The 18266-nt window shown below is 45.8% G+C and carries 21 protein-coding genes; 10 read left to right on the forward strand and 11 right to left on the reverse strand.

What is annotated here, in order from left to right; all coding sequences use genetic code 11:
* Positions 1-16: 16 nt before the first annotated feature.
* Entirely contained in the window at positions 17-2359 is a 2343-nt protein-coding gene (locus AZI86_RS14795) for an NADP-dependent malic enzyme (protein ID WP_061836121.1), read from the forward strand.
* Between the two features lie 46 nt (positions 2360-2405).
* Here the strand turns inward: AZI86_RS14795 and AZI86_RS14800 are convergent, their stop codons facing one another.
* Positions 2406-2975, reverse strand: coding sequence for a GrpB family protein (locus AZI86_RS14800; RefSeq protein ID WP_081111952.1), 570 nt, complete (start codon positions 2973-2975; stop codon positions 2406-2408).
* Positions 2976-3116: 141 nt separating this feature from the next.
* On the opposite strand from AZI86_RS14800, the gene hflX reads away from it, so the two are divergent.
* Entirely contained in the window at positions 3117-4394 is a 1278-nt protein-coding gene (gene hflX / locus AZI86_RS14805; RefSeq protein ID WP_061836037.1) for a GTPase HflX, read from the forward strand.
* 15 nt (positions 4395-4409) lie between these two features.
* Here the strand turns inward: hflX and AZI86_RS14810 are convergent, their stop codons facing one another.
* Together AZI86_RS14810 and AZI86_RS14815 are read right to left on the reverse strand one after the other, a co-directional pair.
* Positions 4410-4838 carry a YkgJ family cysteine cluster protein gene (locus AZI86_RS14810; protein ID WP_061836038.1) on the reverse strand — a complete coding sequence of 143 codons (429 nt, stop codon included), beginning with the start codon at positions 4836-4838 and terminating at the stop codon, positions 4410-4412.
* Positions 4839-4912: 74 nt separating this feature from the next.
* Positions 4913-5398: a hypothetical protein gene (locus AZI86_RS14815; protein ID WP_061836039.1), complete on the reverse strand. Its 486-nt coding sequence runs from the start codon at positions 5396-5398 to the stop codon at positions 4913-4915.
* Positions 5399-5607: 209 nt separating this feature from the next.
* Here AZI86_RS14815 and AZI86_RS14820 point away from each other — a divergent pair, with 209 nt between their 5' ends.
* On the forward strand, positions 5608-6171 hold the full coding sequence (locus AZI86_RS14820) for a hypothetical protein (protein ID WP_061836040.1): 564 nt from the start codon (positions 5608-5610) through the stop codon (positions 6169-6171).
* Between the two features lie 2 nt (positions 6172-6173).
* Here AZI86_RS14820 and AZI86_RS14825 read toward each other — a convergent pair whose 3' ends face one another.
* From AZI86_RS14825 to AZI86_RS14835, 3 genes are all read right to left on the reverse strand, one after another.
* Positions 6174-7034: a hypothetical protein gene (locus AZI86_RS14825; protein WP_157684719.1), complete on the reverse strand. Its 861-nt coding sequence runs from the start codon at positions 7032-7034 to the stop codon at positions 6174-6176.
* 169 nt (positions 7035-7203) lie between these two features.
* Entirely contained in the window at positions 7204-7674 is a 471-nt protein-coding gene (locus AZI86_RS14830) for an acyl-CoA thioesterase (protein WP_061836042.1), read from the reverse strand.
* Positions 7675-7791: 117 nt separating this feature from the next.
* Positions 7792-8187, reverse strand: a complete 396-nt coding sequence (locus tag AZI86_RS14835; RefSeq protein ID WP_061836043.1) for a helix-turn-helix domain-containing protein — start codon at positions 8185-8187, stop codon at positions 7792-7794.
* A 224-nt stretch (positions 8188-8411) separates the two neighbouring features.
* Between AZI86_RS14835 and AZI86_RS14840 the strand changes: the two genes are divergently transcribed.
* The 3 genes from AZI86_RS14840 to AZI86_RS14850 are packed head-to-tail and all read left to right on the forward strand — an operon-like array spanning position 8412 to position 10729.
* Complete coding sequence (locus AZI86_RS14840) at positions 8412-8837, forward strand: response regulator (protein WP_061836044.1); 426 nt, start codon at positions 8412-8414, stop codon at positions 8835-8837.
* A gap of 18 nt (positions 8838-8855) precedes the next feature.
* Positions 8856-9356 carry a chemotaxis protein CheX gene (locus AZI86_RS14845; protein WP_061836045.1) on the forward strand — a complete coding sequence of 167 codons (501 nt, stop codon included), beginning with the start codon at positions 8856-8858 and terminating at the stop codon, positions 9354-9356.
* A 59-nt stretch (positions 9357-9415) separates the two neighbouring features.
* Positions 9416-10729 carry an HD-GYP domain-containing protein gene (locus tag AZI86_RS14850; RefSeq protein WP_253715969.1) on the forward strand — a complete coding sequence of 438 codons (1314 nt, stop codon included), beginning with the start codon at positions 9416-9418 and terminating at the stop codon, positions 10727-10729.
* A 2-nt stretch (positions 10730-10731) separates the two neighbouring features.
* On the opposite strand, the gene AZI86_RS14855 is transcribed toward AZI86_RS14850, so the two are convergent.
* Positions 10732-11340 carry an RDD family protein gene (locus AZI86_RS14855; protein ID WP_061836047.1) on the reverse strand — a complete coding sequence of 203 codons (609 nt, stop codon included), beginning with the start codon at positions 11338-11340 and terminating at the stop codon, positions 10732-10734.
* Positions 11341-11345: 5 nt separating this feature from the next.
* On the reverse strand, positions 11346-12539 hold the full coding sequence (locus AZI86_RS14860; RefSeq protein WP_061836048.1) for a CCA tRNA nucleotidyltransferase: 1194 nt from the start codon (positions 12537-12539) through the stop codon (positions 11346-11348).
* Positions 12540-12584: 45 nt separating this feature from the next.
* On the opposite strand from AZI86_RS14860, the gene queG reads away from it, so the two are divergent.
* Complete coding sequence (gene queG / locus AZI86_RS14865) at positions 12585-13637, forward strand: tRNA epoxyqueuosine(34) reductase QueG (protein WP_061836049.1); 1053 nt, start codon at positions 12585-12587, stop codon at positions 13635-13637.
* Here the strand turns inward: queG and AZI86_RS14870 are convergent.
* On the reverse strand, positions 13626-14180 hold the full coding sequence (locus AZI86_RS14870) for a hypothetical protein (RefSeq protein WP_253715970.1): 555 nt from the start codon (positions 14178-14180) through the stop codon (positions 13626-13628). The genes queG and AZI86_RS14870 overlap by 12 nt on opposite strands.
* Between AZI86_RS14870 and AZI86_RS14875 the strand changes: the two genes are divergently transcribed.
* Positions 14180-15103 (forward strand): HD-GYP domain-containing protein, encoded by a 924-nt coding sequence (locus AZI86_RS14875; protein ID WP_061836050.1) that lies wholly within the window; start codon positions 14180-14182, stop codon positions 15101-15103. The genes AZI86_RS14870 and AZI86_RS14875 overlap by 1 nt on opposite strands.
* A 60-nt stretch (positions 15104-15163) precedes the next feature.
* On the opposite strand, the gene AZI86_RS14880 is transcribed toward AZI86_RS14875, so the two are convergent.
* Together AZI86_RS14880 and AZI86_RS14885 are read right to left on the reverse strand one after the other, a co-directional pair.
* Positions 15164-15715, reverse strand: a complete 552-nt coding sequence (locus tag AZI86_RS14880; RefSeq protein WP_061836051.1) for a hypothetical protein — start codon at positions 15713-15715, stop codon at positions 15164-15166.
* A gap of 27 nt (positions 15716-15742) precedes the next feature.
* Entirely contained in the window at positions 15743-16579 is an 837-nt protein-coding gene (locus tag AZI86_RS14885) for a hypothetical protein (RefSeq protein ID WP_096000909.1), read from the reverse strand.
* Between the two features lie 124 nt (positions 16580-16703).
* Between AZI86_RS14885 and AZI86_RS14890 the strand changes: the two genes are divergently transcribed.
* On the forward strand, positions 16704-17309 hold the full coding sequence (locus tag AZI86_RS14890) for a hypothetical protein (RefSeq protein ID WP_061836052.1): 606 nt from the start codon (positions 16704-16706) through the stop codon (positions 17307-17309).
* On the forward strand, positions 17306-18265 hold the full coding sequence (locus AZI86_RS14895; RefSeq protein ID WP_061836053.1) for a formimidoylglutamase: 960 nt from the start codon (positions 17306-17308) through the stop codon (positions 18263-18265). Before AZI86_RS14890 ends, AZI86_RS14895 begins: the two co-directional genes overlap by 4 nt.
* Position 18266 lies beyond the last annotated feature (1 nt).

The following is an 18266-nucleotide window of genomic DNA, read 5'->3' on the forward strand; positions in this document are numbered from 1 at the left end:
TAATGAAGGAGCATCCTTGGAAACAAAAACCGAAAAACCAACGCAAGCAAACTTTGATCAAGAGGCCCTGAACTATCATGCTCAAGGTAAGCCCGGTAAAATTGAAGTTATCTCTTCTAAGCCTTGTGTGACCGAAAAAGATCTGGCGTTGGCTTACTCTCCAGGCGTTGCAGCCCCTTGTAAAGAAATCGCCAAGGATCCCGCCAAAGTTTACGACTACACCGCCAAGGGAAATCTTGTCGCCGTGATCTCTAACGGCACCGCGGTTTTAGGTTTAGGCAATATCGGACCCGCCGCGGGAAAACCGGTGATGGAAGGTAAAGGGATTTTATTTAAACAGTTTGCGGGCATTGATGTTTTTGACATTGAAGTTGCCGCCACAGACGTGGATGTTTTCTGTAACGCCGTTCGCGTTTTAGAACCTACTTTTGGCGGAATCAATCTTGAGGACATCAAAGCACCCGAGTGTTTTGAAATCGAAGAGCGACTAAAAAAAGAAATGAAGATCCCGGTTTTCCATGATGACCAGCACGGAACGGCGATCGTTTCTGGTGCGGCTTTGTTGAATGCGGCTTCAATCACCAATCGCAAAATGGAAAATGTGCGCATCGTCGTGAATGGTGCAGGCGCTTCGGCAAATTCTTGTGCGAAAATCTTTATCGCGTTGGGCGCACGCCGTGAAAACATCATCATGTGTGATTCTCAAGGGGTGATTTACAAAGGCCGCACGGTGGGCATGAATAAATACAAAGAATTCTTTGCTGCCGAAACGGAAGCCCGCACTTTAACTCAAGCCCTTCAAGGTGCGGATGTTTTTGTGGGCCTTTCGGTGGCTGGCGCTTTAACTCCAGAAATGCTTAAAGACATGGCGAAAGATCCCATTATTTTTGCCATGGCAAATCCAGAGCCAGAAATCACTCCCGACAAAGCCCGCGCCGCTCGTCCGGATGCGATCATCGCTACGGGCCGCTCTGATTACCCTAATCAAGTTAATAACGTCTTGGGCTTCCCGTCTATTTTCCGTGGTGCTTTGGACACGCGATCCACTCAAATCAATGAAGAAATGAAATTAGCCGCGGTTCACGCCTTGGCACAATTGGCGCGCGAAGATGTTCCAGACAACGTCTCTTCTTCTTACGGTGGTAAGAGCTTTAAATTTGGTCGTGAATACCTCATTCCCAAACCTTTTGATACGCGCGTTTTAATGCGTGTTGCTCCTGCCGTGGCGAAAGCCGCGATGGATTCAGGTGTTGCCACTCGCCATATCGAAGATTGGCATCAATATCGCGAAACTTTAGAGGCGCTTCAAGGTCCTTCCAAAGTATTTATTCGTTCCGCAATCAACCGCGTTCATCAAAATGCGGCCGCCAACGGAGGCAAATTACCTAAAATCGTTTTCCCTGAGGGCACCAGCACGAAAGTTCTGAAGGCGCTGGCCACTTTGGTTGATGAAAAAATCTGCGAGCCGATTTTATTGGGTTACCCTGAGCGCGTGAAAGAAAAAATCGCAACCCTAGACATCCCGGCTTTAAAAGATGTCCCGGTGATTCACCCTTCGAGCTATCCGAAATATTTCTCTTACGTCGAAAAACTTTACGCCAATCGCCAACGCAAAGGCATAAACATGCGCGAAGCCGAGCGCTTGATGGCCGATCCGAATTACTTTGCCGCGATGATGGTCCATATGGGCGAAGCGGACGGGATGGTCTCTGGATCTTCGATCAATTATGCGGATGCCGTAAAGCCTGTATTACAAACGGTGGGCGTTTACAAAAATGCGGTGCCGGCCGGCTTAAATATTGTTTTGCTTGAGGATAAATTTTTATTGCTGGCGGATACCACGGTGAATTTCAATCCAACAGCAGAACAATGTGCCCAGATTGCTTTGCAAGCAGCAAAGATTGTTGAATACTTCGGCATCCAACCACGTATTGCGATGTTAAGTTATTCAAATTTCAGCGGTGCTGATGGCACGCCAAAGAAAATGAAACGGGCAGCAGAAATCGTAAAATCAATGCGTCCAGGCCTGATGGTCGATGGTGATATGCAAGCCGATGCCGCCGTCAATGCCGAGATCACCGAGCGCTTATTCCCCTTCTCAGACCTTAAAGGCGGCGCCAACATTTTAGTTTTCCCGAACTTAGAGTCCGCCAACATCACTTACAAACTGATTCAACAAGTGGGCAAAGTCGAAGTGATTGGACCTTTCTTAACGGGGGTTCGTCGTTCCGCAAATATCTTGCAACGAACTACAACGGTGGATGGCATCGTGAACTCGGTTGTGTTCACGGCCCTTGAAGCTCAGTTTATTAAAGGTGTTCTTAAAGCGCGGGAAGCAAGCAATCAAGCGGTTCAATAGAACCGCTTGATGCGATAACGCGGTAGCACTACCTACGTAGGTAGCACTAGCGCGTCAACTCCGCGCGAGCTTCAATCAATGTCTTTTTGATAAACTCACTTTTCATTTCTGAATACTCTGAGCGCTTAAACTTCAAAGACAGATCTTTCTTAAGATTTTCATAGGCTTTAGCCACGTCAGGAAAAGTCCTTAAATAATCACGAAACAACAAATGCTTTTGAATTTCTTTATCACCAAACTCAAATGCGTGAAGATGCACGAAGCCTTTTGTTTTATCCGTATTATAAAGAACGCAGTAACGACGACCGGGAATTCCATACTCCCCTTTATATTCATATCCAAGCGCCTCTAACACGCTCTGTGCCTTATCCATTTTCTCTATAGAAGAAACTTCCGCTAGGATATCCAAAATGGGTTTCGCACTTATCGTCGAGATGGATGTAGAGCCCATGTGGTGCAAAGACATAGGGAAGTCAGAAATCGCCTTCTGAATACGCTCGGATTCAAAAATAAAGGCCCGATCCCATTCAGCCTGATGAACTTTCAACTCCACTCGACCGTCGCGAGCGAGCCCCAGGCCAAAGTCTTCCATTATTTTATCTATACTGGTAATCATGGGGCTTAATGTTCTCAATCTAGACCTTTATCCGTCAATATTTTACACTGAAATTCACTGATTGCAGTGACAGAAAAATAACTTTGTCCCTAGACCACCTTATGCTAGCCTATTATCAGTACCAAGGGAGGGTCGAACTCTTTGACTAATCAAGCTTTCCTCAACTCAAAGGTCACTGCGCAAGATCGCGCTATCGTCATCGGTGTAGGTTTAAAATCCGAACCACTTACCGAAATCAAAGAAAACTTACTTGAACTCGAAGAACTCGTGGCCGCCGCGGGCGGTGAAGTCGTGGGCTCATTGATTCAAGTCTTGCCTTCTTGGAATCCAGCCACCCTGATCGGGACCGGCAAGGTCGAAGACGTCGCCGAGATGGTTCGCGATAGCGGTGCTAACATCGTCATCATGGATCACCAGCTTTCCGGCGTTCAACAGCGGAACTTAGCCCAAACGGTGAAGGTTCGCGTGATCGACCGCAATCAGCTGATTTTAGATATCTTTGCCCAACGAGCACAGACTTTTGAAGGAAAACTTCAAGTAGAACTTGCACAATTACTTGATCAAATGCCGCGCATGATTGGCGCTTGGATGGAATCGCTTTCTCGTCAAGGCGGTGGTATCGGAACACGGGGCCCGGGTGAAACAGCCCTGGAGAATGATCGTCGTCGTATCCGTGAACGCGTGGCCATTATTAAAGATAAACTTGAAGGTGTGCGCAAAAATCGCGCGCAACACAGGCAATCCCGTCGTCGCCACGAGATCCCGTCTTTTGCTTTGATTGGTTATACAAACTCCGGCAAAAGCTCGCTTTTAAATCGTCTGACCGGATCTGAAGTTTTAGCCAAGAACCAAGTGTTTGCGACCTTGGATCCCACAACACGTAAGATCTTTTTACCCGATGGCCCTCCGTCGGTTGTGACCGACACCGTAGGATTTATCCGGAAGCTTCCTACACAATTAATTGAAGCCTTTAAAGCAACGCTTGAAGAATCTTCAGAGGCCGATGTTCTTATTCACGTCGTGGATTTGTCTTCACCCAATATGGAAAGACAAGTCGAGGTCGTTGAGGGCTTAATTAAAGAATTCAACTGGTCGGATAAAAAGATCATCCACGTCTTTAATAAGTGTGATGTCGCCCCTTTAGAAAAACAATTTCGAGTGAAGGCTTACCCCCGAGTTTTTGTAAGTGCTTTGACGGGGCAAGGGATAGAACAGTTAAAGAAACTGATGGCACAAATGGTGAGCGAAATGCAAACCGACGTGCAGCTGTACTTCCCACGCTCTGAAGAATACAAAATCTTTGATTTGGGCCGCGAGGCTCAGATTGTACGCAAAGAGACGGCGACGGAGGGCACGGTTTGCTATACGCAACTGACCCCCGCCTTGATGAGTCGCTGGAAAGATTACGTCGTTAAATAGGTACACAAGGCACGCTTAAAGCGTGCCTTCATCCACCGGCGGAGCCTTCGGAGTCGGCTCCGGACGAGGAAAGTCTTGGGGCCGCAGGGGTTTGAGTCCTTTGCTCTTGCGAGCCAAATCACAGTTAGGATTGTGCGTCCCATTTTCATAACTTGCTTGAAAGCGACGACAGCATGACGGTCTATTTTCATAAATCGAACAACTCACCGACTGCCCGATTTGCCCTGTTAAAGCCACACAGCGGATTTTCACCTGATTAGTGCCAATCATAATGCGCTCATCGGTATTTAATTTTTCCGTGAGATCTTTAGGAACATTGTGGGACATGGGATGAGTTTCATCTTTAGCAAAGATAACTCGAAAAAAAGAACAACAAGCCCCGCACCTAACACAAGGGTGAGTTGAAACGTCTGCCGTGACTAAAGAGCTCTTACTTTGAGCCATGATAAGGAATCCATCCCTTTGACTCTAGGATAGGCTCCTTTATAACAAACGCAAATTAAAAATTTTTTAGCTCTTTAGAAATACTCTTTTAAAAAATCAAAGTAGCGATCCGATTGAACGTCTATTTCCATCGGTAAACCGGACGAATCTAGAACGAAGGGTTTGTTTAAAACCAACTCTCCCCCGCCCCATTCAAATTCGACATTGCGATTGTAAAGGACCAATTTTTCTTCCATGGAAGTTTCTGAATAATAGGGAACAAAAAAACTCTCCACCTTGCAGTGGCTGGGTAAAAACTTATGAACTAAATTGAGCTGATGAACAAAGATGGGTGTGCAATAAAGCAACTTTATGTTGTCACACTCAATCCCGCCAATCCAGTTTTGAAACTGGCGCACCCCGATGGAATTGATTAAGACCAATGCGCCAAGATCTATCTGCAACTCTGGTAAATAAGCATTTCCTAATGTCGGTAAGTCTGATGAATGAGACACCAATTGATTTTGAATTGTCACTAGCGTGCAGTTTTCTAAAACAGTGGCAAAAGATCGATCGGTCACGTTGTCCTCTTTTAAAAAATGCTAACACAAACTAATTGAGAAAAGCGAGGCGTCACGAAAAAATCTCGTTCATTACAACGGAACACTTTTTAGAACATGAAAACGACTTGATACCGAACACTCGAAAAACGCGGCCTTTGTTGACTAAAGGGATCCAAAAAATCTAAGTTCAGCACACTTCAAAAACCACATTTCTTGGGAGGCCTTGCGTGTCCAAATTCCTAATTTCCATTGTCTCATTATTTACTGCGCCAGCGATGGCCGCATCCATCTCCATCAGTGGTGCTGACTATGTTCCTCTTTTAGATGAACCCGGCCGCAGTTGTGCTTCCCAGATCAAAGACTACAACAACAAAGAAGATCTAAATCTTCCAGGGATCACTGCTTTACTGGGAACCGTGCGCATGTCATGGCAAGGCCCCAGCCCGTTATTTCTTGATAGCATGACGATTTCTTTTACCGGCCCTGAAATAGTGGGCAGCCGCCAAGACATCGTGCTTACGGGTGAAGAATTGGGATTTTTATGGTCCGGCGATAATGTCGTTCCCACCTTCAAAAGAAACGAAGGGCGCGCCGTCATTCCATTTTGTCGTTTTCGTGTCGGAGGAATCAAAGTTCAAGATAAGTATAAATATTTTGAAGGAATGGGCTTCATCACAATCAAAGGACGCTACCAAGACGGCGGACAATGGAAAGAAGCTTCAGGTGATTTAACCTTCCGCTATCACATGTCGCCGATGCCTCGCCCGGGAAAATCGGGTTGGTCCTTGTAAGCCTATTCTTGAGAATACATTTCCCTTAACGTGGCTCGATCCGTGTCACTTAAGCGATGCGGATCAAGGGAAAGACCGTCGCGGATTTCATCGATATAGCAATAGTTCATGATGGATTGAGAGTCATAAGAACCATGCTGTATATAGGGGCTGCGAGGATCGGCCGCATAATCCTGTTCATAATACGTGGTCAAACTGACTGGCAAATTCAGGCTGGCCACAATGTTCTTGATAGCTTTCCCAAATCGACGCTGACACGCGGGATCCTGAAGAATGGCTTTTTGCTCATGCTCATGGAGCAAACCCGCAAGATGTCCAAACTCATGCAAGATGGTTGAGTCCCAGTAAATTTGCGCAAGTCCTTTGCGGTTTTTAAATATGAAATCACCCGCCATTGCACTGGGGTGCTGAACATATAAAAACGGAGCCTTGTCTTCTGCAAAATTACCGTACTGTAAATTAGGTCCGATAGAAGCTCGTCCATATTCCGTGGACCGCGCAAGTTTTTTAGCATCCGCTGTCGAAATAAAAAGATTCACCACGGAATTATCATCGCCAGAACCGCTGCCGCAGTCATCCCAACCGACAAACTCTACGCCCGTTTTTTCTTTTGAGTATTCAGAAGTCACAAGTTTTTTGACGCGATTTTTTAAGTCCCGGCTCCATGCAGAAAGTTGTGAGCGTGCTTTGGTGACCTCTCCGGTCACCGTGTATGCAAGAACAGAGGCTCTCGTGTCTTTGTCGGCAAAACAGACGGCAATCTGAGATTGATCTCCCCAAGGTTGCGGGCGCATATAAATACCAGCTTGCGTGCTCACCGCGCTAAGAAAAAATATAAGTCCACTTGTAATAGCCATCCTCATCGCAAGACTCCTCGTCACCTCGAAAGCTTGCAAACTATGCCAATGACTCAAAATGAGTCGCTTTTTACCCAGCGACGATAAAAAGAAGAAGGCGGTGAAGAACACCTATACAAAGGGTAACTAAAAATGTTTATTCGTCGTGCTTCGCGACGTCCTTGTCTCTGTTTTTTTAGGACTTCTTTTGCGCTAAACGCATCTCTCGGCGTTTTTTACCGGCCTCAAAGCGACGGCGATCGGTGTCCGTTTCTAATTCCAAACCCGGAATTTCAATCGGTTTGCCGTTAGATCCTAATGCCACAAAAGTCGTGTACGCTGAAGCCGTGTGAAAAGTTTCACCGGTTTTGGGATTTTCCGCATCCACCCGCACACCGACTTCCATGGAGGTGCGTGAAGTGAAATTCACGCTGGCCTTCATGTTCACGACCCAGCCTTTGTACACAGGGGCTACGAAATCCAAACGATCAATACTCGCCGTAACAACCTCTCGGCCCGAATGCCTTTGCGCGGCGATGGCGGCCGCTATATCAATCCACGCCATGATGGTACCCCCGAAAATGCTGCCGATCGCGTTGGTGTGCGAAGGAAGAACTAGTTCGGTCATGATAACTTGAGATGCAGAAACGGGTTTGGTGCCAGCCATGATGAAAAACCTCTTTAGCTACAAAGTCTTTAAGCACAAAAAAAGAAAGCGCAGGTTGTTAGGAAAAATCCTAACTTACCTGCGCCTTAAAGCAATCTCTTTTATAGAGACGAACGACTAGATGCCGCCCATTCCGATATCAGAGTTACCGCCACGGTTGATGCCGCTGCCTGGAAGAGTTGTTGTTCCGCCAGATACAGTTGCCGATCCCGCCGGGATTGTTTGAGTTGCATTGTTATTATAAGCAGATGCAGCCGTTGCCGATTGATTGTTGTTTTCTGCGCGCACTTCAGTTTCAACGAAACCAAGGTGAGGCAAGCACCATACGATCAATTGTGCACGAGACTTAACATTCATTTTTTTATAAATGTTAGTAAGGTGAAATTTTACTGTTTTTTCAGTAACAAACAGCTGATTCGCAACTTCCTTGTTGGATAAGCCTTTAGAAACTAGTTCAGCAACTTCTGCTTCTCTGTTTGAAAGACCTTTTTGAATGAGGACATCTCTGAGCATCCTTGCTCCCTCCCGCTAAATGTTTTAGTTTTTTAAAACTTTTGTCTAAACCTTGAACACCTTGGCACTTCAAACTAGGACTCATGTCCATGTTTAAAGCACGACCACCTGTAATAAAGTCTGACACGATTTTTAAATTTCGCAATAGGTTTGGACTCTAGTTTTAAAAAACTAGACCGATCAGTGTGTGTATTTTACAGGATTCCAACAATTCAGGAGATATTATGTTTCCCACAGATACGAAGTTTTTAGTGGTGGATGACTTCGCAACTATGCGAAAAATCATCAAAAAAGTGCTAAATGAGCTTGGCTATACAAATGTCGAGGAAGCCGATGACGGTAAAACCGCTTTGCCGATGATTCAAGCCGCTCATGACGCGGGCAAACCTTACGGTTTCATCATTTCTGACTGGAATATGCCAGGAATGCAAGGGATTGACCTTTTAAAGGCCTGCAAAGCAGACCCCCGCTTTAAGGCAAGCCCTTTCATGCTAGTCACTGCAGAGTCCGAGCAAAAACACATTTTAGAAGCCGCTAAAGCCGGTGTTTCTGACTATGTGGTGAAGCCCTTCAACTCCGCCACATTGAAAGCAAAAATGGAACGCGTGTGGGCGAAACACAACCCTTCAACTCAAGCGAAAGCTTCTTAAGGTTGAGAGGAAAAATATATGTCTGCAGCTCCAAAAGTCGACGCTATTAATCCGTTGTTTGATAAGCGTCTTATTAACGCTTTCGTAGACGGTGTTATTAAAACTCTTAAGACCATCGCGCAAACGGACGCAACTCCGGGCAAGCCCTTCATCGAACCGACATTCGTTTTAAAAGGCGAGATCGCGGGCATGGTGGGAATGGTCGCCCCTCCACTTAAAGGAACTCTTTTGATTTCTTATGGCAAAGAGAGCATTTTTCATATCCTTGAAAACATGCTGGGAGAGAAGTTTACGGAAATAAACTCTGATGTTTCCGATGCCGTGGGCGAAATGACCAATATGATTTATGGCTCGGCCAAAACCACTTTGAATCAATTGGGTTACAATTTCGAAATGGCCATTCCCTCTGTCATTTCTGGTGATTTTAAAATCACCCAGGCTGATAAAGGGGCCACTCTTGTGATACCATTTAACTTAACGAATGGATCCACATTTTACGTGGAGATCACGGTGCAGTAATGGCAGCTTCTTCAGGATCGACTGTTGACGTACTCATAGGGAGTCCCCGAGATTCCTTCATGGATGCTGTCAAAGTGATCCTGAAAGGTTACTATCCCTATCAACTTCGTCAGTTCAAAACTGTCGACGAAGCTCTTGAATCTCAGAATTTCCATCCCATTTTAGCTTTGATTGACGGACAAGATGGATCCAACTCTACAAACGAGTGGGTTCAATCCGTCAAAATGAATTTCAGTGATTGCCATGTGATCGTGCTTCATTCCGCGGCCGCTCCGTTGAATTTCGACGCCATCAAAAAAAACGGTGCCGACGAAATGATGCATATCAACTTTGACCGCGAGTTTATTTCGGACATGGTATTGCAGCTAGCTCCGGTTGAAATGGAAGGCGACAACATCCCTATCACCGCCTTAATGCCGGTGGATTTGCGTGATATCGAAGCGCAGATGAATATTAACTTTGATGTCTACGTCCATCTCCCCGCCAACCATCGCTCCGTTCTCATGCGAAAAGCCGGTGACATCTTAGATGAAAAGCAAATTGCGAAATTCCTGGGTCTAAAACAGCAAATGTATATCAAAAAAACTCAGCGCAAAGAGTTTTTTGAATACGCCCGCACGGTGCAGTCTTTAAGAAACTCCCCCTTCCCGGTCTCAATGACCGAAAAATTTCACCGCTCTAAAAAAGCGATTTATGAAATCATGGCGCAATTTCTGAATGGTGCGGCCACCGACTTTTCTGGGGGCCGTTTGATCTTTGATAAATGCAAAGAGATCATTGCCGACTTTGAATTAACCAAAGACCTTGATAAAGAAACTCTTTTTACGGAGATCTTCCGCTTCACCGGCAACACACGCACGCTATATCATGACTGCATCTGTTTATCGGCCTATGCCGCGTTTTTTGCTCAAGCCATGGGTTGGGGACCTGAAAAACGCGAAAGTGCGGCCTTAGCGGGATTGCTCCACAACGTGGGTCTTTCCCAAATGCCCGTGGCCATGGCTGAAAAAGATCCCCAGTATTACACCCCTGAAGAACTTAAAGAGTTTCATCTTTATCCCGACCGCTCCGTCAATATGGTGAAAGCTAAAAAGGTTCCTTTGTCGGTGGAAATCTCTGAAGCCATTGGACAACACCGTGAAAAGGTTAACGGCAAGGGCTTCCCCAAGGCTCTGCCCGGCGAAGATTTAAGCGATCTTGGGAAGCTGATGATTTTTGCTTATCGCTTTATGGAGTTAACATCTTTACGCGAACATCGCCAAGCCATGCCGCCAGCCCAAGCTTTACAACTGCTGCGTGATAACTCGATTGAAGCCACTGATGACGGGCTTGACATGTTAACGGCCACGACTATTTTTAAAAAATACAAATAGGCCTATTCGACTTCGAAGTCTTCTAAATCTTCCAGATTATAAGCCGCTAAAAGTTCATCAAGATGCACTTGATTATTTTGCCAATCAATTGTTTTGATCACCTTGATGGCCGCACTCCAACCCTCAACACAGAAATAAAGCACAAATAAGCTACCCAGGATCCAACGAATTTTCGCCGGTTTGCGGCGCGGTACATTTTGCACCACGCGAGTCTCCGCAATCCAGTCCACGGCATGAGTGCGGTCATAGCGAAATAGCGCCACGACATAAATAGCCAAGCTCAAAAACAGACTTAAGCGTTTAGCTAAGGCTCTTAACAGGGCCGACTGCCAACTTAATGGTTCTTCAAAGTTATGAGCCGGAACGACTTTTAATCCCAACAGCCATTTTGCGGGTGTTGCTTGCATCAAAACTAAAAACACAAATTCGTAAACTGCCGGAACTAAAAGAATCAAAAAAAACGTGAAGATCGGAATGCTCACCCCTTCTTCACTGGTTAACATCGTAAAAAAGATCCCGAAAAAAGGCGCGTAAAATGGAATCATGATCATTTCATCAATCCCGTTGGCCGCTAAACGTTTCCAGGTACTTGGTAAGTATGCATTTGTCATTTGCTTTAAGCTTTCTTTTTGTAAGATTTAAGCCACTCTAGGGCTTCTTCTCGGGAACGATGCTTATGCTCTAGCTGCAATTCAAAAGCTTCGGCTAAGCAGTCACCAATAGCTTTGCCTTGCAGACCTTGCACATCTGTTCCCGATAAAAATGGCTTCGGAAGAGTTTCACCCATCTTAGCCCAGGCATTGGTGAGAAGATCAATTTCTGACAGAAACTTCTTCTGCGCTTTTAAAATAGTTAACGCCCAAGGAACACCCTCTTCGCTCATTTTTAAGAGCTGCTTTGCTAACGAGAGTTTAAAAAACTCCTCCGGCTGATGCCAAAGGCCCCAGACACGTTCGATGGCTCTTTGCTCCTTCACGGAGAATCTTAAGCGCGCCAGCTGTGACTTTACTTCCGTGAGGGGGGCCTGCCTAAAAAACAACGCAAAGCTTTGCCATGTATGATGAGCTAATGAGAGGTACTCCCCGTTGGCATCTTCGGCCCGGAACGGAAAAAGTTCTGCCATCAAACCGGAACTGACTAAAACATCTAAGCCCTTTTGCACGGCGGCGGTTCTTAAAAGTTTCCCCATTTCTTCGTGCAGACGTTCTCCGCTGACGGTCATCACCTTGGGCGCCATCCGCTTTAAGGCCGCAAACGTCGTGACCTCTAAGGCAAAATCCAATTGTCCCACAAAGCGAGCGGCTCTTAATAGACGTAAATGATCTTCGGCGAAACGTTTTTCAGCATCGCCCACTGTGCGCAAAGTTTTTTTGGCAAGATCCGCCTTACCTTGCACAAAATCTAAAACCTCTTGGGAGTTTAAATCATAAAAAAGCGCGTTCACGGTGAAATCGCGTCGCTGGGCATCCATTTCGGGAGTTGAAAAATGAACGCCTTCGGGGCGTCGACCATCTTTGTATTCACCATCAGAACGAAAGGTCGCCACCTCAATATCAGCATCCCCTATCAGCACCCGCATTACGCCAAAGCTTTTCCCCACGGCCACCGTGTTTGCAAAGATTTTTTCAATTTCTTCAGGGGTGGCGTCGGTGGCCACATCCAGATCATTGGCTGAAATACCTAAAAGCGCATCCCGCACGCATCCGCCCGCCAAAAAGGCCTTATAGCCACGGGCCCCCAACTTGTGGTAGATGTCTTCCACGGCCGGCCAATGGGGATGAGTTTCTAAGATGCTTTGCACAGTCGCCATGGCCTTATTGTAGTGAAAGACTTTAACCCCGGAAAGAGAATTTACGTGACGCTCCAGGAGATTCAATCTCTTATAGACCAACACCTGCAAACCGAAGGCTTTTCGCACTTTGGAGTGGCGGCTTTGGAGCGCCCGTTTAGCATGTCGTTTTATAACGAGTGGCTCAAAGAAGGGCTTCACGGCGATATGAAGTACTTAGCCGAACACGCGGGCATCAAAGAAAATCCGCAAAGCAAGTGGCCCCGCGCGCACAGTGCTTTGGTCTTTGCCATTCCTTACTTTCCGCATCCCCAACCTCAAGAAGCTTCTCCGCCTTTATCATCGGCGCGCATCAGTCTTTATGCCCAAGGTATGGATTATCATTTTTGGTTTAAAGACAAGATGAATCGTTTATGTAGCGCTTTAAAAGAAATCTTTCCTGACGAAGAATTTTTAGCGTTCACCGACAGCAGCCCCATTCTGGAGCGCGATCTTGCAAGACGTGCAGGGTTAGGATGGGTGGGAAAAAACACGTGCGTGATTCACCCCAAAAAAGGCAGCTTGTTTTTTATTGGGGAGATTTACACTTCACTGAATTTAAAAACAGAAATAGAACCTTTGCCCGACTTCTGTGGCAAATGCCAAAAGTGCATCGACATATGTCCCACAGGCGCGCTTTTAGAGCCTCGTAAGATGGATGCACGAAAATGCATTTCTTATCTGACCATTGAATCCCGTGAAGTCCCTGAAGAAAGCTTACGTTCGCAAATCGGGGATTGGTTTTTTGGTTGTGATCTGTGCCAGACAACGTGTCCCTGGAACGAAAAGGTTTTCAAAGGCCAATTGAACACCGAAACTGTATTAAGTCTGAGCGAAGACCAAGAAGCTGATCTTAAAGAAGATCTTAGATATATTCTGACGGCTTCAGGAAAACAATTGAGCCGAGATTTCCTAGGAACACCGTTAGCGCGAGCGGGATCTTTTGGTTTAAAGCGCAATGCTTTGATCGTGATCGCCAACCGCAAGATCAGCGCTTTACAAGAAGAAGTGCGCACCTTGCAAGCCCATCCCAAACTGGGAGAACTTGCCACGTGGACGCTAGAACAATTAAAGGCCTAGCTTTTTCAAAAGCTCATCGATGTCTGTCTGCTTCATTTTACCTTGATCGGCCGATCCCAACCCCACACTCATGCTGTAGGATTCGTTGAATTGTTTTGAAACCCAGCGCAGACGCTCGATGAAGGCTTCGGGAATTTCTTCTTTAAGGCTTTCAACGTTTTGATGAATGTTGTTTAAAAGCTCACGCAAGTTTTCTGTGGCATCAAGCAAGATGGCGACACACACATCAAAGAATTTCTCATTATCGGTGATTTGGGAGGCCTTATACCCCACGGCCTTACACAGGGCCGAGTAGTCCGCGATCAGGTGAATGGCGTGTTCGGGCGGCGCCATCAGGGCTAAACTCTTAGCTCCCCCCATGATACGGTCCACGTTATTGCCATAATCGGCGAGTTTTTTGACTTGCGAGAAGTTCCCTTCAATACTTTCGAGAAGGTCTATCAACTCATCAATCAAGGACTTTGACTCATTCAAAAATTCTTCTACAATTTCTTTATCTATCGACATCTGTAAAAAGATACCAACCAGAGGACGAACGAGCAATGGATTATGTTTCTATCCGCGTAAGCACACTGCGTGGCGATCAAAAAATCGACTTTAACGCCTACGTTAAAATTAACGAGAAAATGATCCTCTACCTTCGTCGAGGTGACAGCTTTGAGGGTGAACGCCTGAAGCGCTTAAAAGAGAAAAAACTGCGTAAGATGTTTATCGTCACTGACGAAGAGTCCCTGTACCGGGATTACTTGCAAAAAAATATTGAAACCGCTTACCACGATTCAAATAAAGACATGCAAACGCGCGCGGAAATCATTCAAGGGGCACAGCAAAGCAACACGGAAGAAGTTTTCGAAAACCCCGAGAGCGAAAAATCCTATGCCGAGTGTAAAGATGCGGCCGGAAAGTATGTTGATTTCATCATCAACAATACGGATGCGTTTAAAAAAGTCATGGGTATGGAAAATACGGACAAAAACATCGCCCATCACGGAGTTACTGTGGCCACTCTGTCGATTGCATTGGCCAATAAACTAGGAATCACGGATGCAAAACGCACCCAGCTGTTAACTCTGGGCTCGTTGCTGCACGACTTTGGACACCACGCGAGCTCTTTAAACTTGGTACAGCCCTTAGCAAAAATGAGTGCCGAGGATAAAGCAATCTGGGCTCGCCACCCTTCTGAAGGCGCCCAAAAAGTTCAAGACAAGAAACACTTTGATCAAACTGTGATCAATATCATCAATCAGCACGAAGAAACCATCAACGGTGGAGGCCCTCTCGGTTTGCGCGAAAAGGATATCGATCCTCTTTCCGTGATTGTGAGTTCGGCCAACGCCATGGATCGTTTGATCACATTTGAAAATATACCTAAATCCGAAGCCGCTAAAAAGCTGATGATTGAGCACGTGGGAAATCATCCCTTGAACCACATCCAGATGCTCAACGATATCGTCAAGAGTCTTTAAATTAAAACTAAAAAGGGCTTCACGAAGGAAGCCCTTTTTAGTTATTCATTAAAAAAATCTTTAGAATACAAATCCGACCGTTAACATCGGAAACAACTCGGTCATTTTATATTTATCCACAGAGGCATTGCTTTCATCTTTTTTGTATTCCACGGAACGATAGGTCAGCTCCACGCCCACTAAAAAATTGCCGGTGACGTTATTGATATAACCTAAATCCGCCTGTAGACCCGAGCCCTCTTTAAGATCGCCATACTCGGCACTTAAAATATAGTGCCCCTTGATGAAAAAGCCGCTGGCCCCGACATACCCCACAGAAGCCCCTAGGTTTTTACCGTCCGTCGAGTTGGATCCATTGGTGGAGTTTCTCATGGTGTAAAGCCCGCCCAGATACAGGCCATTGCCGGTCAAATACCCAAGTTTAATATCATAGATACTTACTTTCGAGTCCGAGGACGCCGTGCCACCGCCCGCAGTCACCTCGGTTGTATTGTTATACATATAGGCATTCAATGTAGCCATAACGCCGCTTGAGCTTCCCCGGGCTTGCGCCACGGATACAAAAGCAGAGGTCATCATCACCGCAGCTATCGCCAAAACTTGTAATCTCATCACAACACTCCTTGTTTATGGGTTCGCTTACCGAGTTAGTATAGCGTGCTGACAGAGCCCTTGAAACTTTTTTCCCCACTCTTCGGCATTTATTTGAGTGTCTATTTCGTCACTTATCAGGGCCATTTCAATGAGTTGTTTTTCCGTGTACTTTCTATCTTCGTGTAATAAATCGAGGATTTGCGCCTCATAGACGTCCAGTCGTTTTTCCACCACAGTCTGTTTTTTATCATCGTAAACAAAAGCATACACACCTTGGTCTCGAGATAAGACGGGATTGTGGACGCTTAAATGAATGATCTGCAAACTCGGGTTCACGTGCACGAAGCCCGCTTCGGACTTGTCCGGCTCAAACGGCTGCACCTCTATCCACGCCCACACCCACTCCCAATGAGCCAGCTCTAAAAGAGCTTTGTTCTCTGGAAACTTGGAGCGCAAAAAACCGACAAAATATCGCCAATGATCTTGAAGCAACCAACTGCTCCATTCCATTTCCTGAAGATAAGCATCCATCATGCGCGAAGCCGCGACACCTAAAGCGCTTCGCGTGCGAGGAAAAAGCCGCGCGAAAAGTTTTTTTTGTTCTTCACCAAAATCAAACGCCGGGCCTTTTTGAGTTTGTAGGGGGCGCAACCACTGCAAGGTTCTTAAAATTTCCGCGGAATAAATTCCATGCACGGAATCAGGGATGATCTCTTCGTAAGTGAGCAGAATGAATTTTTTTATTTTTTGCAGTTCTTCAATCTGATGACGCCGCAAGGCCCCGACCCCAACAATATCAATATCGCGCAAGATTAAAACTTCGCTGGCGGGAATTTCATCGATCAATGGAAAATCAAGTTGAGGCGATTTATCTATAGGCATTTTATAATTTATTATGTGAGTTTAAGAAAGAACGAGCAAGTCATGGGGTTATTGACTTGGTTTGTCAAAAAATGGAGTAGAAATACTATTGACGCCCTTTTAGAGGCGTGAAAAAACCTTGGCCATGAAATGGTTTTTTGTCCTCAGTTTTGTCCTCACCACGAGCGTCGCTTCTCTTAGCGCGGCCGCACCGTCATTTTCTGGGGAATTAAGCTTATTCCAAGAATCACTTCATATCACTCTTGCTAAGGGCCAATGCCCTCGCTACCAATTAGTTCCTAAAAACAGCATCGTGGCTCTGCATATGCGCAAGCTTGCCTCAGGCGATTTCGTTGAAGGCTCCGGCCAATTGGACGACGATCACTGCAAAGCTTTTGTTGAAAGCATTGAATACGTCGGCCTGCGCAAGCTTTTAGGTTACTGGTACAGCGAAACAGCGGGGATTATCACGGTTCGCGATTTCAGTTCCTTAAGTTTTTATCCCATGAATAAGACCTCCGACCTCAAAGACGATGCTTTAAGCAGAACGGGGGACCCTATCACTTACCGCTACAGTGTTACTCCCTCGGAAGGTAAAGAATGGGTGGTGTTTTTATCCAATGCGCAAGGCACTAGCTTTGCAACTTTGATGTTCTCAAGTAAATTTGTGACCATGAAAATTTATGACTCTGAAACCGGTTCCTTGAATCAAACCCTTCGTCTTTCTAAGTGGGGCGATTTGAAGCGATGAGCTGGTTTCACCCCATCGACAAACATCTGCTTTTTACAAAAAACGATAAAGAAGATCCGCGACTGGGCGAATGCGTCCAAGCTTTACCAAAAGTAGAACTTGATTCCCTGTCGCAAATAGATGCTGATTTCACTGTTCTAGGTTATCCCGATGATGAAGGCATTAACCTCAATGGTGGCCGGCCGGGCGCACAAGTAGCTCCTTTAGAAATTCGTCGTTACCTTTACAAAATGACTCCACATTTAAAGTGCAAAACTTTGCCACGTATTGTGGATCTTGGTGATCTTGTCGATCGCGAAAAACCTTTAGCCGAACGCCATGAGCGTGCACGCCAAGTGGTAAAAAACTTAGCACAAAACCATCGCCGCTGGATCTCTTTAGGCGGAGGTCATGATTACGGTTACTGTGATGGTGCTGGTTTCGTTGAAGCCTTTAAGGGCGATGCGGTTTTAATTAATTTTGATGCTCACTTAGATGTACGCCCGACCGACAAAGGTTTTAATTCCGGCACACCATTTTTCCGTGTGCTTTCAGAATTTAAAAATGATGTGAACTTTGCTGAAATCGGCCTCCAAAACCAATGCAATAGCCAAGCCCATTTTCGATGGGCCGAAAACCAAGGGGCCAGTCTCTTCACTTTAGATCAAGTGGCAGAGCAAGGTTTACTTGCGGTTCTAAAAAAGTTCATGGCCGGTAAAGAAAATAAAAAAGTTTTCTTAAGTGTCGATATTGATGCGTTTAACTCTATGGAAGCTCCGGGCTGCAGCCAGTCTTGGACAACAGGCTTAAAAACGGCCGAATTTATTCCGGCATTAAACTGGCTGATTGAAGCCCATGACGTTCGCGGCATGGGTGTTTACGAGGTCTCCCCGCCCTTAGATCAAGACAATCGCACAAGCAAATTAGCCGCCTTGCTCATTCATAATTTCATTTTCTCAAACCTCATGAAGGCTTAAA

This window comes from Bdellovibrio bacteriovorus (assembly GCF_001592735.1).
Taxonomy (GTDB): domain Bacteria; phylum Bdellovibrionota; class Bdellovibrionia; order Bdellovibrionales; family Bdellovibrionaceae; genus Bdellovibrio; species Bdellovibrio bacteriovorus_D.